The organism is Paenibacillus sp. RS8, from assembly GCF_041956825.1.
Taxonomy (GTDB): Bacteria; Bacillota; Bacilli; order Paenibacillales; family Paenibacillaceae; genus Paenibacillus_AQ.
This window is the reverse complement of sequence record NZ_CP168131.1, coordinates 6,331,041-6,352,515: the sequence shown is the minus strand read 5'-3', so window position 1 is coordinate 6,352,515 and position 21,475 is coordinate 6,331,041. Positions and strand designations below refer to the sequence as shown.

The 21,475-nt window shown below is 42.6% G+C and carries 17 protein-coding genes and 1 pseudogene; 16 read left to right on the top strand and 2 right to left on the bottom strand.

What is annotated here, in order from left to right:
* Positions 1-92 precede the first annotated feature (92 nt).
* The 11 genes and pseudogenes from ACDZ28_RS29900 (at position 93) to ACDZ28_RS29850 (ending at position 12,955) form a co-directional block, all read left to right on the top strand.
* Positions 93-3,026, top strand: a complete 2,934-nt coding sequence (locus ACDZ28_RS29900; protein ID WP_375103480.1) for a PAS domain S-box protein — start codon at positions 93-95, stop codon at positions 3,024-3,026.
* A 38-nt stretch (positions 3,027-3,064) separates the two neighbouring features.
* Positions 3,065-3,727 (top strand): response regulator transcription factor, encoded by a 663-nt coding sequence (locus ACDZ28_RS29895; protein WP_042129722.1) that lies wholly within the window; start codon positions 3,065-3,067, stop codon positions 3,725-3,727.
* A gap of 205 nt (positions 3,728-3,932) precedes the next feature.
* A complete protein-coding gene (locus ACDZ28_RS29890; RefSeq protein ID WP_076121493.1) occupies positions 3,933-5,531 on the top strand; it encodes a methyl-accepting chemotaxis protein in 1,599 nt (532 codons plus the stop codon).
* Between the two features lie 41 nt (positions 5,532-5,572).
* The gene (cheB, locus tag ACDZ28_RS29885) at positions 5,573-6,664 is read left to right on the top strand and encodes a chemotaxis-specific protein-glutamate methyltransferase CheB (protein ID WP_375103479.1); all 1,092 of its coding nucleotides are present in this window, start codon (positions 5,573-5,575) and stop codon (positions 6,662-6,664) included.
* Positions 6,665-6,822: 158 nt separating this feature from the next.
* Positions 6,823-7,008: a hypothetical protein gene (locus ACDZ28_RS29880; protein WP_375103478.1), complete on the top strand. Its 186-nt coding sequence runs from the start codon at positions 6,823-6,825 to the stop codon at positions 7,006-7,008.
* A gap of 14 nt (positions 7,009-7,022) precedes the next feature.
* Positions 7,023-7,835, top strand: coding sequence for a helix-turn-helix transcriptional regulator (locus tag ACDZ28_RS29875; RefSeq protein ID WP_375103477.1), 813 nt, complete (start codon positions 7,023-7,025; stop codon positions 7,833-7,835).
* Between the two features lie 201 nt (positions 7,836-8,036).
* Positions 8,037-8,387: pseudogene (locus ACDZ28_RS29870) on the top strand (ABC transporter); the annotation flags it as partial.
* A gap of 15 nt (positions 8,388-8,402) precedes the next feature.
* The gene (locus ACDZ28_RS29865) at positions 8,403-9,809 is read left to right on the top strand and encodes an MFS transporter (RefSeq protein ID WP_375103476.1); all 1,407 of its coding nucleotides are present in this window, start codon (positions 8,403-8,405) and stop codon (positions 9,807-9,809) included.
* Positions 9,810-9,951: 142 nt separating this feature from the next.
* Positions 9,952-10,719, top strand: a complete 768-nt coding sequence (locus ACDZ28_RS29860) for an ABC transporter ATP-binding protein (RefSeq protein ID WP_375103475.1) — start codon at positions 9,952-9,954, stop codon at positions 10,717-10,719.
* Between the two features lie 16 nt (positions 10,720-10,735).
* The gene (locus ACDZ28_RS29855; RefSeq protein WP_375103474.1) at positions 10,736-12,697 is read left to right on the top strand and encodes an FtsX-like permease family protein; all 1,962 of its coding nucleotides are present in this window, start codon (positions 10,736-10,738) and stop codon (positions 12,695-12,697) included.
* A gap of 36 nt (positions 12,698-12,733) precedes the next feature.
* Positions 12,734-12,955 carry a hypothetical protein gene (locus tag ACDZ28_RS29850; protein WP_339287447.1) on the top strand — a complete coding sequence of 74 codons (222 nt, stop codon included), beginning with the start codon at positions 12,734-12,736 and terminating at the stop codon, positions 12,953-12,955.
* A 91-nt stretch (positions 12,956-13,046) separates the two neighbouring features.
* On the opposite strand, the gene ACDZ28_RS29845 is transcribed toward ACDZ28_RS29850, so the two are convergent.
* On the bottom strand, positions 13,047-14,054 hold the full coding sequence (locus ACDZ28_RS29845) for an ABC transporter substrate-binding protein (RefSeq protein WP_375103473.1): 1,008 nt from the start codon (positions 14,052-14,054) through the stop codon (positions 13,047-13,049).
* Between the two features lie 213 nt (positions 14,055-14,267).
* On the opposite strand from ACDZ28_RS29845, the gene ACDZ28_RS29840 reads away from it, so the two are divergent.
* The 5 genes from ACDZ28_RS29840 to ACDZ28_RS29820 all read left to right on the top strand — a co-directional run bounded on the left by ACDZ28_RS29840 (position 14,268) and on the right by ACDZ28_RS29820 (position 19,583).
* On the top strand, positions 14,268-15,326 hold the full coding sequence (locus ACDZ28_RS29840) for an iron ABC transporter permease (RefSeq protein WP_042129709.1): 1,059 nt from the start codon (positions 14,268-14,270) through the stop codon (positions 15,324-15,326).
* Positions 15,327-15,328: 2 nt separating this feature from the next.
* Positions 15,329-16,363: a FecCD family ABC transporter permease gene (locus ACDZ28_RS29835; RefSeq protein ID WP_375105436.1), complete on the top strand. Its 1,035-nt coding sequence runs from the start codon at positions 15,329-15,331 to the stop codon at positions 16,361-16,363.
* A gap of 43 nt (positions 16,364-16,406) precedes the next feature.
* Positions 16,407-18,122, top strand: coding sequence for an ABC transporter ATP-binding protein (locus tag ACDZ28_RS29830; protein WP_375103472.1), 1,716 nt, complete (start codon positions 16,407-16,409; stop codon positions 18,120-18,122).
* 42 nt (positions 18,123-18,164) lie between these two features.
* Positions 18,165-19,205, top strand: a complete 1,041-nt coding sequence (locus ACDZ28_RS29825) for an NAD(P)/FAD-dependent oxidoreductase (RefSeq protein WP_375103471.1) — start codon at positions 18,165-18,167, stop codon at positions 19,203-19,205.
* Positions 19,206-19,346: 141 nt separating this feature from the next.
* Complete coding sequence (locus tag ACDZ28_RS29820; protein WP_375103470.1) at positions 19,347-19,583, top strand: hypothetical protein; 237 nt, start codon at positions 19,347-19,349, stop codon at positions 19,581-19,583.
* Between the two features lie 317 nt (positions 19,584-19,900).
* Here the strand turns inward: ACDZ28_RS29820 and ACDZ28_RS29815 are convergent.
* Positions 19,901-21,459, bottom strand: a protein-coding gene (locus ACDZ28_RS29815) for an IS3 family transposase (protein ID WP_139328618.1) whose coding sequence is annotated in 2 segments (ribosomal slippage) — positions 19,901-20,826 and positions 20,826-21,459 — 1,560 coding nt in all. Because the reading frame shifts where the segments join, the coding sequence is not laid out codon by codon here.
* Between the last annotated feature and the right edge of the window lie 16 nt (positions 21,460-21,475).

The window sequence follows — 21,475 nt, the reverse complement described above, 5'->3', positions numbered from 1 at the left end:
AGTTATTCATGTAATGACGCTTGTAAAATAGCGAATTAGAACAAAAAGCCGCCCCGAGAAGGGGGGGCTTTTTATGTGGAGATGATCTCAACATGCATTCACTCGGCGACGAGAATGTGATCACATGGTCTATGGATATGGAAGAAAATCTGCTGACGATGTCGAATATTTTAGAGGAATGGGTTGGTTGCACAAGGAAGACTATACCACGCAACCCTAATTTTTTGCGGGAATTTGTGTATGTAGTGGATCTTGATCGATATGATGCCTACATGCAAAGATTAACTGCTGGTCATATCAGTAGTCTTGAGTACCGGATGCAACTACCTACTGAAGGACTAAAGTGGGTTCAAATGATCGGCACGCCAATCCTAAATAAGGAGAACAAGGTTTACCGAATAGATGGAGTTATGCTGGACATTACTGAACAAAAAACAGCGCAAATACAGTTGGAAAGCTCGTATTCATTGTATCATCAGATGTTCTCTAATCTTGACGTGGCGATTTGGTCTTATGATTATGTAACTAAGAAAGTATTGTTTATATCGGATGCCGTCCTTAATATCACCGGTTATTCCGTTGAACAGGCGAAAGAAGATGATTTTTGGTTCCGTATTGCTCATAAAGAAGAAACCCCCTCGATTGAAGAGATCCTAACAACGGCTCGGCAGGGGATTCCAAAGCTTAGTGAATATCGTATTATCCACGCAAGTGGAGAGCCTCGATGGATACAGGTCAGAATCATACCCAGTCTGGATGAATTCCATACGGTAGTTCGGCTTGACGGAATCTTGGCAGATATCACTGAAAGAAAGTTGATGAAAGAGGCTTTGCTCAAAAGTGAACAGCGTTATAAGTCCTTATTTGACTATAACTCAGACGTCGTATGTGAGGTGAATCTGCAAGGTAATATTTTGGCAATCAATTCTACGGCAGAGCAAATTACTGGAGAATCTATAAGTATGGTTGGAGAGAATTTGTCCATCATGAATCTATTTGGAGCAGAGAATATACCGAGGATGTTAGATTATTTTGAAAGAACAGTACGGGGATCTGCTCAGCATTATGTTGTGTCCTCTTCCCGTAAGGATGGATCAGTGAGCCACTGGTCTATGAAAAATATCCCGATTTATGTGAATAGTCGTATTATTGGTGTTTTTGTGGTTGCTAGAGAGATAACATCAGCTGTAGAAGTAGAACACAAGTTGGCGCAGCGTGAAGCAGAGTATAGACTTATTATTAATAACATGAAGGATATGATGGGGGTTCTGGATCAAAAAGGTAATTTCATTTTAGCCTCCCCTTCCTGTGAGATCCTGATCGGTATTCCTGTAGGCTTAATCAAGGACACTACCATACTTGAGTATATCCATCCAGATGAGCAAGAAGGCTTGCGAGAACAGATCTCAAATATTTTTCAGACAAAAGCAAGCAAGATGTTTTACAATCGATTTATTCATTCAAAAGGTTATATCCTAAATTTAGAATGTCTTGCTACTCCCGTTCTAAGTGAGGATGGAGATGTAATGAACATTGTGATAGTTGCAAGAGACATTACGAAGAGAGTTCAAATGGAAAAAGAACTAAGGGAAAGCGAGGAACTTAATCAGCAGCTGATCAAGATGTCGCCTGAAGCGGTCGTTCTCCATAGCGATTATAAGTTTGTGTATGTGAACTTTTCTTGTCTTGGATTATTTGGTGTTTACGATGAGAGTCAATTGATCGGTAAAAATATTTTCAATTGGGCACATCCGGAATTTCTGTCGCTGGCAAAAGAACGAATGCGTGAAATCTATAAAGAGCCCTATAGAATCCTAGCACCAATTGAACAAAAGGTTGTACGTTCAGATGGAACGATTATCGATGTAGAGGTAACAGCTAGCTCCATTGTGCACAAAGGAAAGGTCGCATGTATCTCGATATTTAGGGATATAAGTGATCGCAAAAAAGCAGATGAAGACAGAGAACATACAGAGCAGATTATTCGTGAGAGTGAGGAACGGTATTTTCACTTGCAAACGAGTCTGGATCAGTTCTCCCAAGACCTTTTTGGTGTCATGAAGATTAGCCATATGGAACAGCGGTTGCTTAGAGAGGTCAGAGACACTCTGCAGATAACCAATATACATTTTATCGAAGTTGAATCTAACAGTGATAAATTATGTGAAATTATTGAGACTGAGCAAGGGTATTCACTCAAGATAGGGGAGTCCCGAGGAAAAAGCTACTTACTATCGATTAACGAGAAGACGGTTTTATTGGAAATCAGTTCTATTCGTGTGTGGCTGGAGACCATTACCCGTTATGTCAGTGTTCTCTTTGATCATTTTTTGCTTATCGAAGATTTAACGAAAGACCTTGAGCTAGCGGCTTCCAAGCAAGTGGCTCCTACTTGGCTTCTCCGCTTTATGTTTAATTTATCCGAGAATGAGCGAAAACGTCTTGCTCAGGATTTACACGACTCAGCGCTTCAAGAACAAATTATCTGGTATCGTAAGCTGGATCTTCTCTTAGGTGAAAAGTCCATCAATGGGGAGTTTAGAGAACAGCTAGAACAGATAGCTGAAGGCTTACTGGATGTTATCTATCAACTGCGGATTATTTGTAACGAGCTCAGACCTCCTGCATTAATCAATGAAGGTCTTATCTCCTCGCTGGAGACGTTGTTTGAATTTACGCAGCTGCGTACCAACTACCAGATTTATTTCGAGGTTGAAGCATTTACACATAAGTTGGATGATGAAGTGCTTATAGGTTTGTACCGTATTGTGCAAGAGCTTTTAGCGAATGCAGCGAAGCACTCTTTTGCGACTGAAGTCCACATTACCTTAGCTAGTGAAGACAATCATATTCATTTGAATTATAAAGATAACGGAATTGGAATGAATCTATTAGGAGAGGACTCGCTTACAAGTATGGGTATTTATGGAATGAAGGAAAGGGTTCGGAGTATGGATGGGACGATAGCATTCCACTCGCCAGAGAAAAAAGGATTAGCAGTCTATATATCTATACCTGCAGATTAATCATGCGGTATAACAATTAAAGAGGGGTAATCATAGGCATGATTCAAATATTGTTAGTGGATGACCATCCATCAGTTATGGAAGGGACAAGAATGATATTAGAGCAAGAAGGAGATATGAAGGTTACTCTAGCCATTTCAGCTCATGAGGTGCTTGAAATGGTGAGTAGTCATTCTTTTGATGTAATGTTATTTGATCTTCATATCGCAGATGTGAATGGGATTGATTTGGCGAAGCAAGTATTAACCATGAACGCGGATGCGATTATCTTAATCTATACCGGATATGAATTTACCAACAAATTTAACCTGATGATCGAATCGGGGATATTTGGGTTTATCTCAAAAACGACGAATAGAGAGCAGTTAATTACAGCGGTACGCTGTGCATTAAGAGGTGAAGTCATTCTACCGCGAACCTTAGTCAAGCAGCTAAGAAAAGTACCTCCAAAAGGATTAGAAATTAATGATGAACAAGCAGTCTCCAAGATTAGCAAAAGGGAACATGAAATGCTAACGGAAATTGCAAAAGGAAAAAGTAATAAAGAAATAGCGGAGATTGTGCTGATGAGTCAGCGATCGCTCGAATATAGTTTAACGAATTTGTTCCAAAAGCTAAATGTGAAATCTAGAATTGAAGCGGCTATAAAAGCTAAACGGTTAGGAATATTGAAGGACTCAGATTTTACTAATTCATTGTGAAAATACGTAACAATCTCATAGATTGAAATCCCGATCACTGGATGGTGAGACGGGATTTTTTTGTTTTTCGCTTCTTGGCGGGGGTGCGCAATAATTTTGCGCGGTCACGCCAATTTTTTTCGGTTACCATATTCTGCTTACAGTTTATGATGAAATAGTTCCTAAGAATTACTAAAAATTGACTAACGTAATGAGGTGCAGAAGGGTGAAATGGTTTTATAATTTGAGGACAGCGGTAAAGCTAATCTCAGCATTTGTGTTGGTATCAGTCATTTTATGCTTTGTAGGATTCTATGGAATAAGCAATTTGAGTAAGATGGATGAGTCCATCGAGGATATGTATAATAATCGCTTAACACCGATTGCCTATCTCGGTGAAGCGAATGAGCTTTTTTTAACAAATAGAATAAATATCCGAGATATTAATACGATGGCCAAAACCGAGGTGAAGAAAAAAGAGTATCAAGATAAAATACATAAGAACGTCCAAAGCATTGAAGGCATCATGAGTAAGTATAGTAAGACAAAATTGAGAGAAGAAGAGTTAAAGAAGATGAAGACTTATCCCGAGATCTGGCAACGCTATATTACCAGCGTGGATCACGCGATCGAAGTGGATAAAACCAATATCAGTAATGAAGAGTATACGAATTATTTGCTAACAGGAGATTTACAGCTGGCTACTACAGAGATGACGGATTTCCTGCAAGGTTTAATTGACATCAATATGAAGCAGGCGCAGGGATCCAGTGATAGTGCTAATAAACTATATCAATCCTCTCGGTTAATTACCTTTAGTGTTACGATTATTGCACTTCTGATCAGCGTGGGTTTTGGCTATCTAATCTCGCAAATCATAGCACGGCCTCTAAATCAAGTGATGCGCCTGCTAGGTAAAGTAGCTAATGGGGACTTAAGCGAAACTTCGAATCTAAATTCCAAGGATGAGATCGGAAAACTCGCGAATTCTGTGAATGAAATGGTTCTGAACTTAAGGCAAACTGTGGGGGGGATTTTGTCCTCTGCAGAAAGTGTCTCGGCGGCTGCGCAGCAGATATCAGCCAGTACAGAGGAAGTGGCTAGCGGCAGTATGAGTCAAGCCACTGCAGCACAAACGATGAATGAGTTGTTCCGGGAATTGTCTGATGCAATAAATTCAGTAGCCCAGAGTGCAGAGCATGCCTCTGAGCTGTCAGATCAAACCATGCGTATCGCTCAGGACGGTGGTCTCGTCGTTACGAACTCTATACAAGGAATGACTGTGCTAAATAATCAAATGTCTAGATTAGAGGAAGACTCCGATAGAATTGGAGAGATTATTGCAGTCATTGATGATATTGCAAAACAGACAAATCTTCTGGCGCTAAACGCAGCTATAGAAGCCGCTCGTGCGGGTGAACAGGGTCGAGGTTTTGCCGTTGTGGCGAATGAAGTAAGAAAGCTAGCAGAGCGGAGCAGTGAGGCTACGAAACAAGTCACGAACATCATTAAAGAAATGCAGAAGAATACACACCAAAGTGTGAATGCGGTAGTTGAAGGCGTAGCTTTTTCACAAAAAAATGGGGAAGCCTTTGATCATATTATCTCTATGGTGAACGATACCGCTCATAAAGTAACAGAAATCGCTGCTGCCAGTGAAGAGCAGGCCGCGCAGTCATCAGAGGTGCTGTACTCGATCGAGAGTATATCGGCAGCAACAGAAGAAATGGCGGCAAGCAGCAGTGAAACGGCAACAACGGCTAATGCATTAGCACAGCTTGCGGAGGAACTAAATGCACTCGTATCTATTTTTAAAGTGAAGTAAACAGTGTCATGGGGATCATCATTGATAGGAGAGGAGAAGTAGTGCAAAAGATAAAGGTGCTCGTTATAGCTACTTCAGTAATGATGCGGAAACAGATCTCGAACCTAATTACGGAGGATTCAATTATCGAGGTTATTGGAGCAGCTCGTAATGCATCCGAAGCGGTTAGTATGGTTCAAGAACTCAGGCCTGATGTCGTGACGATTGATATAGAAGTGCCGGAATTGAATAGTTTAGTAGCACTCTCTAGTATTATGTCACAGCGTCCAACCCCTATCCTAATCCTAAGCTCAGGATCAAAGGATGGAATAATAGCAACCATCACAGGTCTACAGAATGGAGCCGTAGATTTTATATCCAAGCCAACTCAGTTATATGGACTTGATTTATCCCATATAAAAGACGAGCTCATATTTAAAATTAAACATGCTGCTCAAATTCCATTGCGAACCCTTATTCTTAACAATATAACTGTTTCCAAAGTGATTACAGGACAACAGGCAGAAGACAATTCTAAAACTGAATGTATAGAAGAATTCGATCAAATCATCGCCATAGGATGTGGAGTAGGCGGACCGAAGGCGCTTGAAATCGTAATTAGCTCACTCCCGGCGAACTTCCCATATCCCTTGTTAATCGTTCAGCATATGCCGCCCAAGTACACGAAAGTATTGGCAGAACGATTGAAGCGGTTCTCAAGTGTACAGGTGGTTGAGGCGAAGAATGATCAGTTGGTGCTCGGCGGAACAGCCTATATCGCACCTGGTAATTGTCATATGACCGTAGTTCAACAAGGGCAAGAATATAGAATCAAACTACACAGGAAAGCTCCGGTGAACGGGCACCGTCCGTCTGTGGATGTGTTGTTCGATTCGATCTCAGGATTAAAAAGCTTGAAGCAGCATTTGATTCTGATGACCGGTAGGGGTAACGATGGGTCGAGAGGGATGCTAAACGCCAAACAAGCTGGCGCCCAATCCACATTGGTAGAATCGCAAGAGACTTCTATTATAAATGAAATGGCTGAAGCGGCAATGGCGCTCGGGTGCGTGGATGATGAGGTTCCTTCGCACTTGTTAGCTTCGAAGGTTATGGAGGTTACGGGGGAGTTAGCGAATAAATTCGATAAATGAATCATTACTATAGGCGTTGGTAGGGGGAACTCTACCAACGCTTTTTTATATAAATCTAAGTTCATCCCAAGTGGTGTTAAATTTCCTAAGGATCAATTCCATGTTGACACGTTTAAATGATAACGATTATCATTTGAGTTGTAGAAGGAGTGGCTTCGATGACTTTTAATATATTGAATACGGTGATTCATGATCTTTTTGATCAATTTACAGAACGGATAGAAGGGCATGTTGAGCAGAACCAATGGGAACAACGGCTTACTGTACCTTCACATATCGGCAAGGGAAGTGTCACTCGTACGCGTATTCGTCCAGGTATGGAGATCATGTATACGAATATATAACATACGAACAAGATATGAAGCTCCATATTCAAGAAGCTTGTCCGTTGTTCGAACTAAGCTATAACATAAGCGGAGAAATCTATTGTGAATGGAATGGCAAGGAAAGTCATACGGAAAAACAAATGGGAAATGTCCTTTTTCTAGAAGATGTTCAGGTGTATGAAGAAAAAAAAGCAGGTATCCCCAATCAATTGTTAGAAATACGACTAGCTCCTAGCGAACTGCTATATTATGCTGAAGATCTATCGGAGAGACAACAAATGGAAACCTGGCTTAGACATCATCGGGGAAATATTGATCGTTATCCTGATACTGCGGCGATCCGAAAATGTGTCTCCGAAATGATCCATTGTACTTATCGTGGAACATTGAGACGATTGTATATGGAGAGCAAAGCGCTTGAATTTATCGCTTTGTTTGGCGAGTCTGATGGTTACGGTTCTATGAGCGGAACCATGACGCTCCGGCATGATGATATTACAAATCTGAAGAGGGCACATGAGTTGGTACAAATCCATTTCGAGCAACCGCTGTCTATACGTGAGTTGTCAAAGCGGGTAGGCATCAACGAATTCAAGCTAAAAAAGGGCTTCCGTGAGTTATTTGGCATGACGATCTTCGAGCTTGTACGTATAAAGCGGATGGAGAAGGCGCTTTGGTATATGGAAGTTGAAGGTTTAAATATAGGGAAGACAGCCGTTTCGGTCGGATATAGTAATGTCAGCAATTTCACGACTACCTTTCGTAAGCATTATGGCTGCAATCCAAGCGAATACTTAAAATCGTATCGAACAACAGAGTTTGGTGCGAAACAAACTGTAGATTGATCTTTACGGGCAGAAAGCTTCAAGTGGTAGAACATAGGGTTCGGAACCGAACGCTATATTCTGCCTGCTTGAGGTTTTTTTGTGTTTGCTCCCTTATCAAGGATTAAACCTCCCTTAACAGGTAGAGAAAAAGACTGTTCTAATTGATAATCATTATCATAGTCGAATAAGACAGATACTAAATGAGGAGTGTTCTTAATGAAAAGAAGATGGGTCATTTTAGCTAGAGCCATTGCTCAGCAGCCCCAATTTTTAATCCTTGATGAACCAACTAATCATTTAGATATCAAATATCAGCTGCAAGTCTTATCCATAGTTAAATCATTGAGAGTAGGTGTATTGGCAGCATTACATGATCTTTCTCTCGCCGCAACATACTGCGATCTATTGTACGTTGTCAAAAGTGGACAGGTAGTGGCCAGCGGAAACCCTAATGAAGTTCTAACAAAAGAGCTTATCAAGGAAGTATATGAAATTGACTGTGAACTATATACAAATCCTGTAACTGGTGTCATGGCTATTGCCTATATTCCCAAAGTAGATTGCGTTTAAAAAGGTGGTAATAAAATGCAACAAGAAGATTCGCGACGTTGGTATGCGCTTGGGATTATTCTGCTTCCAACATTACTTATTTCATTGAATACTTATATGATTCAAGTCGCCCTTCCATTAATGCAAAATCATTTGAATGCAAGCTTCTCTGAAGCGCAGCTTATTGTTACTGGATTTTCGCTAGGATTAGCTGTGGCGTTGATTATTAGTGGAAAGCTTGGGGATATATACGGCAGAAAACGATTGCTGATGATTGGGGTGAGTGGGTTTACGATTATGGCAGTGTTGGGCGGTTTGACCTCAGATCCAACCCATCTGATTGTTATTCGCATCGTACAAGGTTTAACAGCTGCGCTTATCCAGCCTCAGGTATTATCTACGCTTCAGGTGATCTTTCTGCCAAAGGAAAAGGGGCTTGTTTTTGGTATTTATGGTGCCATGATTGGTATTGGATTTGCATTCGGATTTATTCTCGGTGGGGCTGTTGTGAATTGGAATCCTTTCGATCTTAGTTGGCGAACGGTGTTTTTTTTTAATGTGCCATTCGGACTTCTCGTCCTGCTGTTAATGCCGATTGTTCCTGAAACACGGGCCGAGCAGACGCACAGTATTGATTGGACGGGAAGCTTCCTACTGCTGATCGGTTTGTTCCTGCTGATCTATCCGTTATCTGAGGGACAAAAACAAGGGTGGCCATTGTGGATCTCAGGCTGTCTGATTATAGCTTTATTCGTGTTGTTTACTTTTATCTGGGTTGAAAATCGGAAAGGAAAGCAGGGGAATTGTCCATTAGTCGATCTGTCTATTTTCAGACATAGAACATTTAGTGTAGGTCTGGTGACCGTGCTTGTTCTTTATCTAGGCATGTTCTCCTTCTTTTTTGTTTTAAGCTACTATATGCAATTTGGCTTGCACTATAATGTTCAAGATACAAGTTTGTTTTTTTTGGCTATAGGTATAGGTTTTTTTCTGACTTCCCTGATATCGTCTCGAATGGTCAGAAGATGGAGGATGAGTGTACTAAAAATAGGTGCACTGATGATGGGATGCTCTAGTTTATTGCTTATATGGGAGCTAAATGTGGATGCGACGCATCTGCTGGGCGCCCGAAATATCCTGATTTTATTGATATATGGATTTGGTCTCGGTATGGCTACTACGCCATTAGTCAACGTTACACTCAGTTCAGTACCAGCAAGGATTATGGGTACAGGATCAGGTTTGATCACTACCTTTATGTATCTGGCAAATTCGTTAGGGGTGGCTTTAATCGGTATTTTGTTCTCCACTTCGTTAAAGCATTCTCTTTTAGAGGCTGACCTAACGGATTACGTAAGAGCATTTTCCTTCTCACTGGCAGCTATCGGAGGTCTTGCATTTACTGGTTTTGCTTGTCTTTGTTTCTTGCGAGAGCGGAAATGATAGAGGAGGAAGCAAGTTTTTTTGCTCTGTGAGCAATCTAACAACCGTTCTCTTTACTTAGCTTTATAGTATTTACAGGAATAACATAATTCCATTTAATGTTAATCCACTCCGAGCTATGAAGGGGAAGGTGTGAGCAAGCATGTCCATCCTAGAAGTAGAGAATCTCTCAAAAGAATATAAAGGCAAGGGCAAAACAAATGTATTTCGGGCGCTAAACGGGATAAGTCTGAGTGTGGATAGCGGCGAGTTTGTAGCGATTATGGGACCTTCAGGAAGCGGGAAAACGACACTGCTGAACATCCTTAGTGGGATCGATACGGAGTATAGTGGGGTAGTACGGATTGCAGAGACTAGTATAAGTGAAATGTCTAAGAACGAGCTTGCACTGTTTCGGCGGCAGCGAATGGGGTTCGTTTTTCAAGATTATAATCTGCTGGATAGCCTGACCCTACGGGAAAATGTAATGGTGCCCATGGTGCTGGATGACCAAGAGGTAGACGACATCAATACCAAGACAGATGAGACGATAGTACTCTTTGATCTGGGCGAGGTGAAGGATAAGTATCCGTATATGGTTTCAGGAGGACAGCAGCAGCGAGCGGCGATTAGCAGAGCAATTATAAATGATCCGGAGGTGATTTTTGCGGACGAGCCAACGGGGAATTTGGATTCCAAATCCTCAAGTATAGTGATGAAGACCTTCGCCAAGCTGAATGCTCTGAAAGGAGCGACGATTGTGATGGTCACGCATGATCCTTTTGCGGCAAGCTATTGTAATCGCGTGCTTTTTATCAAGGATGGGAGGGCTGTATTAGAGATTACTAGGGGAGATAAAGAGCGGAGAGCTTTTTTTGATAGGATTCTAGAGAGTCTGGCCTGCATTGGAGGGGGAGAAGATGACCTTTAGGAGGATGGCTTTTCAGATGTTCAAGGCGAACCTTAGAAGGTATTTGTTATTTTTCCTATGCAGCAGCTTTACGATCATGGTCTTTTTCGCCTTTTACTCCCTGTATACAAACCCTGATTTTAATGATCCCTATCAAGTGAATGGGATGGTGTCCGGTAATTTATATGCTCCTTTCTTGGTTATGAGAGTCTTTGCTGTTCTTTTTATTGTATATGCCCAAATGGCCTTTTTGAAATTTAGAAAAAGCGACTTTGGGCTGTTAATGGTTCTAGGAATGACGAGCCACAATATCCGGACAATCATATTCTTTGAAAATAGCATGATTGCATTAGCTTCAATTCTTACGGGTTTAGGTGCAGGGACGGTCTTCTCCGGTCTTTTCTTCTTCATCATCTCGTTGTTTGTTAATATAGGGGACAGTGCGTTTTCACTAACGCTGGATAGTTATCTGTACACCATTAAATTCTTCGGGATGATTTACATAGTTGTAATTGGAATCCATTTATTATTAACGCTGAGATACAACATTGTACGCCTTCTAAAAGAATCCAGAACCGCAGAACGTAGCCTTCTTCATGGTAAAATCACCACAGTCATCGGAGGTTTACTGTTGGGGATTACTGTTTTTGATATGATCACTCATTACAACCCTGATGATGCCCGTAGGATGTTAATCAACCTTGGAGTAAGCATGATGGGTGTTTACTTGCTGCTGTCAGGACTTGGCGACTGGATGAAACTCATCTTTTCGAGATCAGCGAAAGCTTACCACAAGCATTTGATGTTTAGCTCCGATTTGAATTATACCCTTGGGCGCTCCAAAATAGTGCTTTCACTCATTACCTTCCTCGTTTTCATCACGATTTTCTTAAGCGGTATTATCTTTTATATCACCTGGGATGCTGAGAATATTTCTGTGAAAAACAACCCTTATGATATTTCCTATGCAGAAGTATTTGGAAAAAATAGTATTCCACCAGAGACACTCAACGAAATCACGGATCATGGTGCTACACCGCTGCTGTCACATCAAGAGCTGCAGTATATTGACTTGTTCTATTTTAAAGTGTTTTTGGACCAGAACATCAACACTTTAATCGGCAGTGATTATCATGTGGAGAATGGTCACTTTCTAAATCTTGCCTTAGTTGCTCGAGGCGAAGAATGGAAGAACCAAAGACCGGAAATGCCGACCTTCGATATGAAGCTTTCTACCGGGAACCGTACGTTACATTCACAAGGTCTCATATTAAAAATGATATTTAATCGTGTGCCGAATCTCATGAATGGTCTTCATGTCATAGTAAACGAAGTTGATTATAAAGCGTTGAAAGCGGAGAATATGGATGCGATCGGGAGTCTTCAACTCCTAAATTTCAAGGATTGGAAAAAGACTTCAGGTATAGATGCTGAGCTAAATGCGGCTTTAGCCAAATATAATAAGGACCATACGAAATCCTGGTATGGAAATGATCGGCAAGAGGCGCTCGTATTTTCTACGAAGTCTAGAATAAGTGAGTATTTACAGTTGAAGGAGTCCGGCAAATTTGGGATCTTCGTCATTACATTCGTTGGTCTAATATTCTTTGGGGCTTCTGGTATAGTGCTTCATTTCAGTATCCAGACCGATTTAGAGCGAGAGAGGATCAAATTCAGGAAGCTGAATAAGATTGGAATCACTTCTAAAGACGTGGCTCAAATGATTGGCGGCCCCTTAAAAGTGTTGTTTTTTCTCCCGTATGTACTAGGTATTGCGTTAGCTACTGTGTATGTTGTTAGTTCTTCAAGATTCGAAATGTCCGTAGCTCTGGCACCATTTTGGTTTTGCTTGCTAGTAGGAGGGGCTTATCTTTTATTTCAACTCCTCTTTTATTATCTATATACTAAAATATATACTCGCAAGATGCTGGCTCATCTCCAACTACTCGAAGTTCCCTTAACAGAACAAGATTCGACACCCATTTACCTTGAAATATGATAGTGTATAACATACAAAACTGTAGGGGGATTCCATTTGAAAAAGATTTTATCCAGAATTGCAGTCGCATTAATGATCTTGACCCTTGTTGCGATAGTCACCTGCTTTTATATTGGTGAATTCACCTATGCGTATGGATTAATTTTGGTGCTGTTTTTCGTATTTGCGGGGATGGGGCAGCTCTATAAGCTTAAAAATGATGAGTATATGTACAAAAAATTAAATAACACCGATGAGTATAATGGATATACAAGATGATATAAATTTAACAGAAACTTCTTATGTATAATCAAAACACCCCACTTTAGGCGATGCCTAATCAGTGGGGTGTTTCTTTATGTGTCTATTCTTATTTCTTACCGTTACGCTCAAGAATCATATCAACGAACAGATCGATTTGTGCGGTAATTGCAATAGGATCATAGCGATAGAACGTATCAAAATCGTTGTAGAACAGATGGTCGTTCTTCGCAGCAGCAAGTCCGTTCCAAACAGGTGATTCCTTCAGCTCTTTCAGCTTATCGCCTTTTTTATCAGGATCATAAGTGGTTAGGAACATGTAGTCCGCTGCATATTCTGGCAATAGCTCCATGGACAGCTGCAGTGTTTGGTTGTCGTTGCTGTTCTTAGTAGGCATTTTCAGCTTAAGCGCATTATAAAGGGCTTGTCCACCACGACCAGCATTATTACCGAAGGTCCAAAGCTCACCTTTGTCAGTCAGCTCATAGATTCCGAAAGTATCATTTTCATTCACAATCCCTTTAAGCTTCTCACGGCCTTCAGCGGCCTTTTTCTCAAAGTCAGCTATGAATTGTTCAGCTTTGTCAGGTGCCCCTACAATATCACCGAACAGTTTTACGGTTTCATAGATATTCGTAGCAGTTCCGTAAGGGATATGAATGGTTGGCGCAATTTTGGATAAAGCATCGTAATTATCATCGTACATAACAACAATTAGATCAGGTGCAAGCTCTAAAGCTTTCTCAGCGTTGACTGGAGTACCGACATCTTGTGTGTTTTTGAGTAAATCTTTCAAGAAAGGGTTGTCAAAAGTACTAGGTTCAACTCCTATTACGTTAGCTCCAACGGAAAGCAATTCACCGCCATAATAATCGGTAACGATACGCTGAGGTTTAACTGGAATTTGCACAGTACCTTTAGCAGTTTCATAGCTGCGCATTTCAGCATTGGAAGCATCAGGAGCAGCGGTTGCCTCTGCACTCGGCGCAGTTGTTGCTTCGGTTGTAGCTGTTGGTGTATTAGATGAAGCATTGCTATTTCCTCCGCAGGCGGTCACAAATACGGACAATAACATTGTGAGTGCCAGGATGGGGAAGAGGGTCTTTCTTTTAAACATGGTAAACCTCCCTATGTATACGTGCTAATTAATAATAATGAGAATCATTATCATTAATATTTTCAATTTGAACTTTATCAAATCCAAGAATGCCTGTCAATGCAATAAATTAAATAGTAGCAATTAAATCTATCTATTGCCAAACCTAGGAAATGTAATTTACAATAGGCTAATGATAATGAGAATCAATTTCATAGAAATAGGGTGGCATTCATGAATCAACAGATAACTTCCAGGATAGGAGCCGATAAAGGAGCAGTTAAACGAGAATTTCGTTCACGACCTTGGGCGGCAACATTAATCCTGGTTGGCGGTCTGGCGCTATTATTATTAGGTATCGCTGTTTCCGTCTCCTTCGGCGCAGCAGATATTAAGCTGTCTGTAGTGTGGTCAGCTGTATTCCACTTTGATCCGGAGATCATGGATCATCAGATTATTAGAGAATTAAGATTACCTCGTGTACTTGGCGGGGCAATGATAGGGGCCAGCTTTGCAGTTGCAGGTGCCATTATGCAAGGAATGACGCGAAATCCATTGGCAGATTCAGGTCTGATGGGTATCAACTCAGGTGCAGGATTTGCGCTAGCATTGTGTTTTGCTTTTTTTCCAAATTTATCGTTTATGTATTTGATTCTATATTCATTCGTGGGTGCCGGCGTTGGCGCGGGTGTTGTATACGGAATTGGATCACTTGCAAAGGGCGGATTAACTCCTGCTCGGTTGGTACTGGCGGGTGCTGCTTTTAGTGCGCTATTATCGGCACTCAGCGAAGGGGTAGCTTTATATTTTCACATTGGGCAAGATTTGGCTTTCTGGTATGCGGGAGGCGTGGCTGGAACGAAGTGGATTCAGCTCAAAATCATGTTCCCTTGGATAGGGGCGGCATTAATTGGTGCGATGATAATCTCCCGATCGATCACAATGCTCAGCTTAGGTGACGATGTTGCGAAAGGTCTAGGCCAGCGCACAGGGCTTGTGAAGTTGGCAGGCGCGTTAATTGTATTGATTTTGGCCGGATCATCGGTTGCCGTAGTCGGTGCAGTTGGTTTCATTGGACTTATTATTCCGCATTTAACACGATTTTTTGTGGGTGTCGATTACAGATGGATCATTCCTTGTTCGGCGATTCTTGGCAGTTTGCTTGCAGTATTTGCCGATCTAACAGCACGGATGATTAATCCGCCTAATGAAACGCCACTTGGCGCCATTATAGCACTGATAGGTGTACCTTTCTTCCTTTATCTTGCACGTAAAGAAAGGAGGGAGCTGTAATGATGGAGAAGACGACATTCGGTTCCTTCGAAGCCGCCAAAAACAAACGGGGCTTAATTATCATGATTTCGTTGGCTGTACTAATTGTGATTGCTTTTATTATTAGTATGAATACAGGATACATACGTTTGACTCCTATGGAGCTGATTAATACATTGTTCGGTAGGGGCACTGATAAGCAGGAATTAATCTTGTTTCAGTTTCGGCTTCCACGTATTGTGATCTCCGTTCTGATTGGTGCAGGTCTGGCAGTGTCTGGAGCTGTGATGCAAGGCGTCTTCCGTAATGCCTTGGCGGATCCTGGAATTCTAGGGATTAATGCCGGCGCAGGAATTATGGTGATGCTGTTAATTTCTTTTTACCCGACGGCGACCGCGGCTCCAGTGTATCTGCTGCCAATGGTAGCGTTCGTCGGTGCGGGGCTAACAGCTGCCTTAATCTATGCTCTAGCTTATAAGCGGCACCAAGGAATATCGCCTATGCGCTTACTGTTGACTGGTGTAGCTGTCGCAGCTGGGATGAGTGCAGCTATGATCGTGCTGACGCTCCGCTTAGATCCAGAGAAGTACCAGTTCGTGGCTACCTGGCTTGCGGGCAGCATTTGGGGAACAAGCTGGAAGTTTGTACTTTCTCTCCTGCCGTGGATTCTTATTCTGGTGCCTTATGTAATCTATAAGGCAAGAGTGATGAACGTACTGAATCTAGGGGAGCAGACTGCTGTGGGACTTGGTGCCGCAGTAACGAAGGAACAATTTCGACTTCTTGCGGCTGCAGTTGGGTTAGCAGCGGCGAGTGTCGCTGTCAGCGGTGGAATTGGTTTTGTGGGATTGGTCGGACCCCATTTGGCGAGACGGCTGGTTGGACCGAAGCATCAACTCATGCTTCCAACCTCGGCACTGCTTGGGTCACTGCTCGTTATTACAGCGGATGCCATTGGACGCTGGATCCTTCAGCCGTCTGAGATTCCTACGGGTATCGTTGTAGCAGTAATTGGAGCACCATACTTTTTGTATTTGTTAGCCCGTACGAAATCTTGATGAAAGTAGGCTGATCTCTCACCAGAAGGAGCGAATTCTTACCATGTTGCGTCGTTTTTTTGCTTACTATAGGCCCTATAAGGGATTGTTTATTCTTGATTTTTCTTGTGCTATTGCTGCTGCACTACTAGAACTAGTCTTTCCATTAGCTGTTAACCGGGTAGTAGATGATCTGCTGCCAACAGGCAATTGGAGATGGATCCTCTATTCCTGCCTCGGCTTGCTGGGGATATATATTGTCAGCGCCTTTATGCATTTTGTCGTCACTTACTGGGGGCATAAGCTGGGGATTAATATCGAATCGGATATGAGAAAGAAGCTGTTTGATCGAGTACAAAAGCTGTCTTTCAACTTTTTTGACAATAACAAGACGGGTCATCTGGTATCCCGTATGACAAATGATCTGATGGATATCGGTGAGATTGCCCACCATGGACCGGAGGATCTCTTTATAGCAGTCATGACGCTGCTCGGTGTATTCGGCATCATGCTGAGTATCAATTGGCAATTAGCTATTCTGACGTTTGTGATCGTTCCGCTTATGATTTATTTATCCATGTACTTCAGCCGAAAAATGTCTAAAGCCTTTCACATCATGTTTGCGGACATTGCCGACTATAACGCTCGCGTAGAGAACAATGTGAGCGGGATCCGCGTTGTGCAAGCTTTTGCTAACGAGAATCATGAAATTTCCCGCTTTGCGGTGAATAATGAGCGCTTCCGTATTACGAAGCTGATGACCTATCGGATTATGGCATGGAACTCCTCTTTTAGCTTTGTATTGATGAAACTAGTCTCTTTATTTGTCCTACTGTGCGGAACCTATTTTGTGATTCAGAAGCAAATGACTTACGGTGAATTCATTGCATTTGTGATGTTGTCCAATGTTTTCTTAGGACCGTTGCAACAGATTAACTCAGTCATTGAGACGTATCCCAAAGGGATTGCAGGCTTCAAACGTTATCTCGAACTGCTGGAGACGGAGCCGGATGTTGCTGATGCACAAGATGCGAAGCCAGTTCATCATCTTACGGGGAATATAGCCTTCCATGATGTGGCTTTTGCCTATAGCGATAAAGAAAAGGTACTCGAGCATGTGAATCTATCAATTCCAGCAGGAGAGACCGTTGCTCTGGTTGGTCCATCGGGTGCGGGTAAGACAACGTTGTGTAGTTTGCTACCTCGCTTCTATGATGTAACTGAAGGCAACATTACTATTGATGGAATGGACATTTGCTCCATGACGCTTGAATCTCTCCGTTCCCATATTGGGATTGTACAGCAAGATGTGTTTCTGTTTGACGGAACGATCCGTGAGAATATTGCTTACGGGCGGTTGGGTGCCTCCGATGAAGAAATCTGGGAGGCAGCGCGGCGCGCTCAACTGGAAGAACTGATCAAATCCCAGCCTGCTGGGCTGGATACGATGATCGGGGAGCGGGGCGTGAAGCTCTCTGGAGGTCAGAAGCAGCGGCTGTCCATTGCCCGGATGTTCCTGAAGAATCCAACGATTCTCATTCTAGACGAAGCTACATCAGCACTGGATACTGAGACGGAGTCCGCTATTCAGGAGGCGCTTGCGGAGTTGTCACAAGGGCGTACGACGCTTGTTATTGCTCATCGGCTGGCAACGATCAAGAATGCCGACCGTATCGTTGTTGTTGCGGAAGGCGGTATCGCAGAACAAGGCAGACATGAAGAACTGTTACAGACAACCGGAATTTACAGCCGATTACACGAGGCTCAGTTTGGGGCGTAAGCAGCTCAGAACATCGATAGAATATACTATTGGAGGGACATAATGAACAATCAACTGGAATTATACGATGTAACGATTATTGGCGGCGGACCTGCTGGGATGTATACAGCTTTTTATAGTGGAATGAGAGACCTAAAGACGAAATTGATTGAAGCGAAGGATGAGCTCGGGGGGAGAATGCTCGTATATCCTGAGAAAATGATTTGGGATGTAGGTGGGGTAACACCTGTACTATGTCGTCAATTGATAGATCAGCTTGCTCAACAGGCACAGACCTTTGACCCTACGATTATTTTTGGACAGCAGATCACGCATCATGAGTGTCTGGAAGATGGAACTTATATTCTGACCTCGGCTACAGGTGAGCAGCATTGGACTCGTACGGTCATCCTGGCTATTGGTTACGGGATTTTACAAATGGCTAAGCTCGAAATTGAAGGTGCGGACCGTTATGAGGTGACGAATCTTCATTATACCGTTCAGGAGCTAGAGCCATTCCGTGGTAAAAGAGTACTGATCTCCGGCGGAGGAGACTCCGCAGTAGACTGGGCGAATGAACTGGAGTCCATCGCAGCAAGTGTAACGATTGTACACCGTCGCGAACAGTTTGGTGGTCATGAGAAAAATATTGTGCGAATGAAGGAATCCTCAGTTAATGTTCGCGTGCCCTACGCAGTAAGCCAATTACACAGCAGTAATGGTGAGACCATTGATCAGGTTACGATTAGCCATATCGAAACAGGTGAGAGTGAGCAGTATGAGGTAGATGCTGTTATTGTTAATCATGGCCTGAAAAGCGATTTTGGTCCGTTACGGGAATGGGGCATTGATATGGGCGAGTGGTGTGCGAATGTGAGCGGAAAGCTGGAGACGAATCTTCCGGGTATTTTTGCAGCAGGTGACTTTGTGGATTATAGCAGTAAGGTCCGGTTAATCGCCGGAACCTTTACCGATGCAGTGCTTGCGCTGAACAGCGCCAAACTGTATATGGACCCCTCTGCACCTAAGGCTGCATATGTTTCTTCTCACAATGAGCGGTTCAAAGAGAAGAATAAGGCGCTTGGCGTCGTTGATGACCATTAATACCGGTAACTTCTCAAGGAATAGAGTTGGAGTTTAGTGTTGAGCGTATAGGGTTTCTTATCCATTTCGAGCGGATAGAAGCCTTATGCTCCTTCTTTATATTTCAAGGTTCAAAGCCGGATGTTCTGGAAGGGAGAAGAAATGAAGCCACACAATCATAACGTGATTCATAGAAATTATAAGTTAGAAGAGGCTGGAATACGCAAGTGTGGAGACATGCATACATATAATCCTCTTATTGTCAGATCGCCGCTCTTTCTGGCTCCGCTGGACGGAACTGTTCATATTATTGTAGAAGGCGAGGTCGTGATTCTAAAAATAGGTGAAATTCTTTTCTTAAACCTAGGCACGACTTATCAAATGAAAGGAACATCCTGATCTTGTACAAGATGTCGCTTTTAAAGAAGGCTGGGCGTCTCTCTCACACGAAGCCATCCCAGAGTATCTAGGGGAAGCTAATTACGATGTCAAAACCTATTACTTCTCGGATGCTTATGCATTGGACAAGCAGCTTGATGAGATTGTAGCAGTGCTGAAATCTTTTCAATAAGTTTAAATTCTAATTATGAGATAAGATCTCTTCAGAATGTAATGAGATCTTTGTAGGAATTATAAAAAAATAAAGGGATGTCCGCTAAGCCTCTATGGCTTGAACTGCACCCCGTCAAGTAGACAGTACAAAAAATAAAAGTAGTTTAAGCGGCCTTAGTCCTAAATTCAATGGGACTGAGGCCGTTTAATTTTGCCTGTAACCGTTCGTTATTGTAAAAGTGAATGTAGGTATCAATATCTGTTTGGAGTTCTTCAAAGGTCTGGTAGGTATGTAAGTGGTACTTCTCACATTTCATTGTTCCCCAGAAGGATTCCATCGGCCCATTGTCAATGCAACAGCCTACTCGGGACATGCTTTGCTTCAGTTGTGAATCGTCCAGCATCTTCTTAAAATGCAGAGAGGTATACTGGAAACCGCGGTCGCTATGGAGTAAGGTTCGGCTCTCCGGCGCTGCCTGTAATGCTAATTCCAGCGTGTTAAAAACTAGCGAATTATTATTGGAATGGCCCAGAACGTAAGCAACAATGGAATTGTCATACAGATCTTTTATTGCACTTAAATACGCCTTCTTACCCTTGCCGTATTTGAATTCAGTTACATCCGTTACCCATTTTTGGTTTGGAGCTTCCGCCTCAAAATTACGGTTTAGCACATTCTCCGCGACCTGCTGAGGCGTGGAGCCTACATACTTCTTTCTCTTTCTGCGGATGACAGACTGGATACCTTGGCGTCTCATGAGTCGGTATACTCGTTTTGCGTTAATAGATTTGTTCATTTGTCTGCGCAAATGCAGGGTCAATTGACGATACCCAAAGGTTCGTTCCACCTTCTCATACAAGAGAAGCATAGCCTCTGTCAGTTTCTCGTTTTCGGTCTCTCGGGAACTAGGTTTGCGATTCAACCATTTATAGTAACTTGACCGTGAAATCCCTACGATGTCACACATAAGTCGAATGGAGCAAGACTGTTCCTGTTGAACGGCTTGAATGGCCAGGTAGATGTTCTCCTGGCGAATGGTTCTTAACGTCTCCTCCTTTCGAGTTCCTCTAACTTTTTTAGAAAAGCATTCTCCGCACGCAGGCGTGCATTCTCGTACTCCAGCTTTTGCATCGCGAGTTTGTGGCGAGCTGCTTCCGTAAGTTCTTCGGGCGCTTTAGTACGTCCTCTGCCGTCACGTAACGCCTCTTCACCGCCTGCTTCGTACTTCTTTACCCAGCTATATATTTGTTGGTAAGACACGTGGAAATGGCTTGCCGCCTTCGTGTAGTCTTCTCCGTTCGAAAGGCAGTACAGCACGATATCTATCCGTTCCTGCCAAGTGGTTACGCGTCCTTTGGTCATAGCTTTAGATCCTCCTGAATGAGCTGTTAAGCTGTTGCTATGACCATTATACTTCCTAATCCAGTTGGCGAGTTGGGTTGAACTTGCAATCTTATACTTGCAGATGATTTGGTTTTGTGACAATCCTCCCTCGAGATAATCCTTAACGGCATGGAGTTTAAGTTCTGCGGAATACGTACGGTTGTGGCTTCGAACTTCCAGCCCTTCGTACCCATACAATTGATAACGTTGCCGCCACTTCACTATAGAGTTTTTGGATAATCCATACTTTCGGGCCGCAGCTTTCAAACCAATGTCGCCCCGTTCAATTTCTTGGAGAACCGTTAATTTTTCGAGTGCCGTATACTTCTTTTGTTCCATAAAAATACTCCCCATA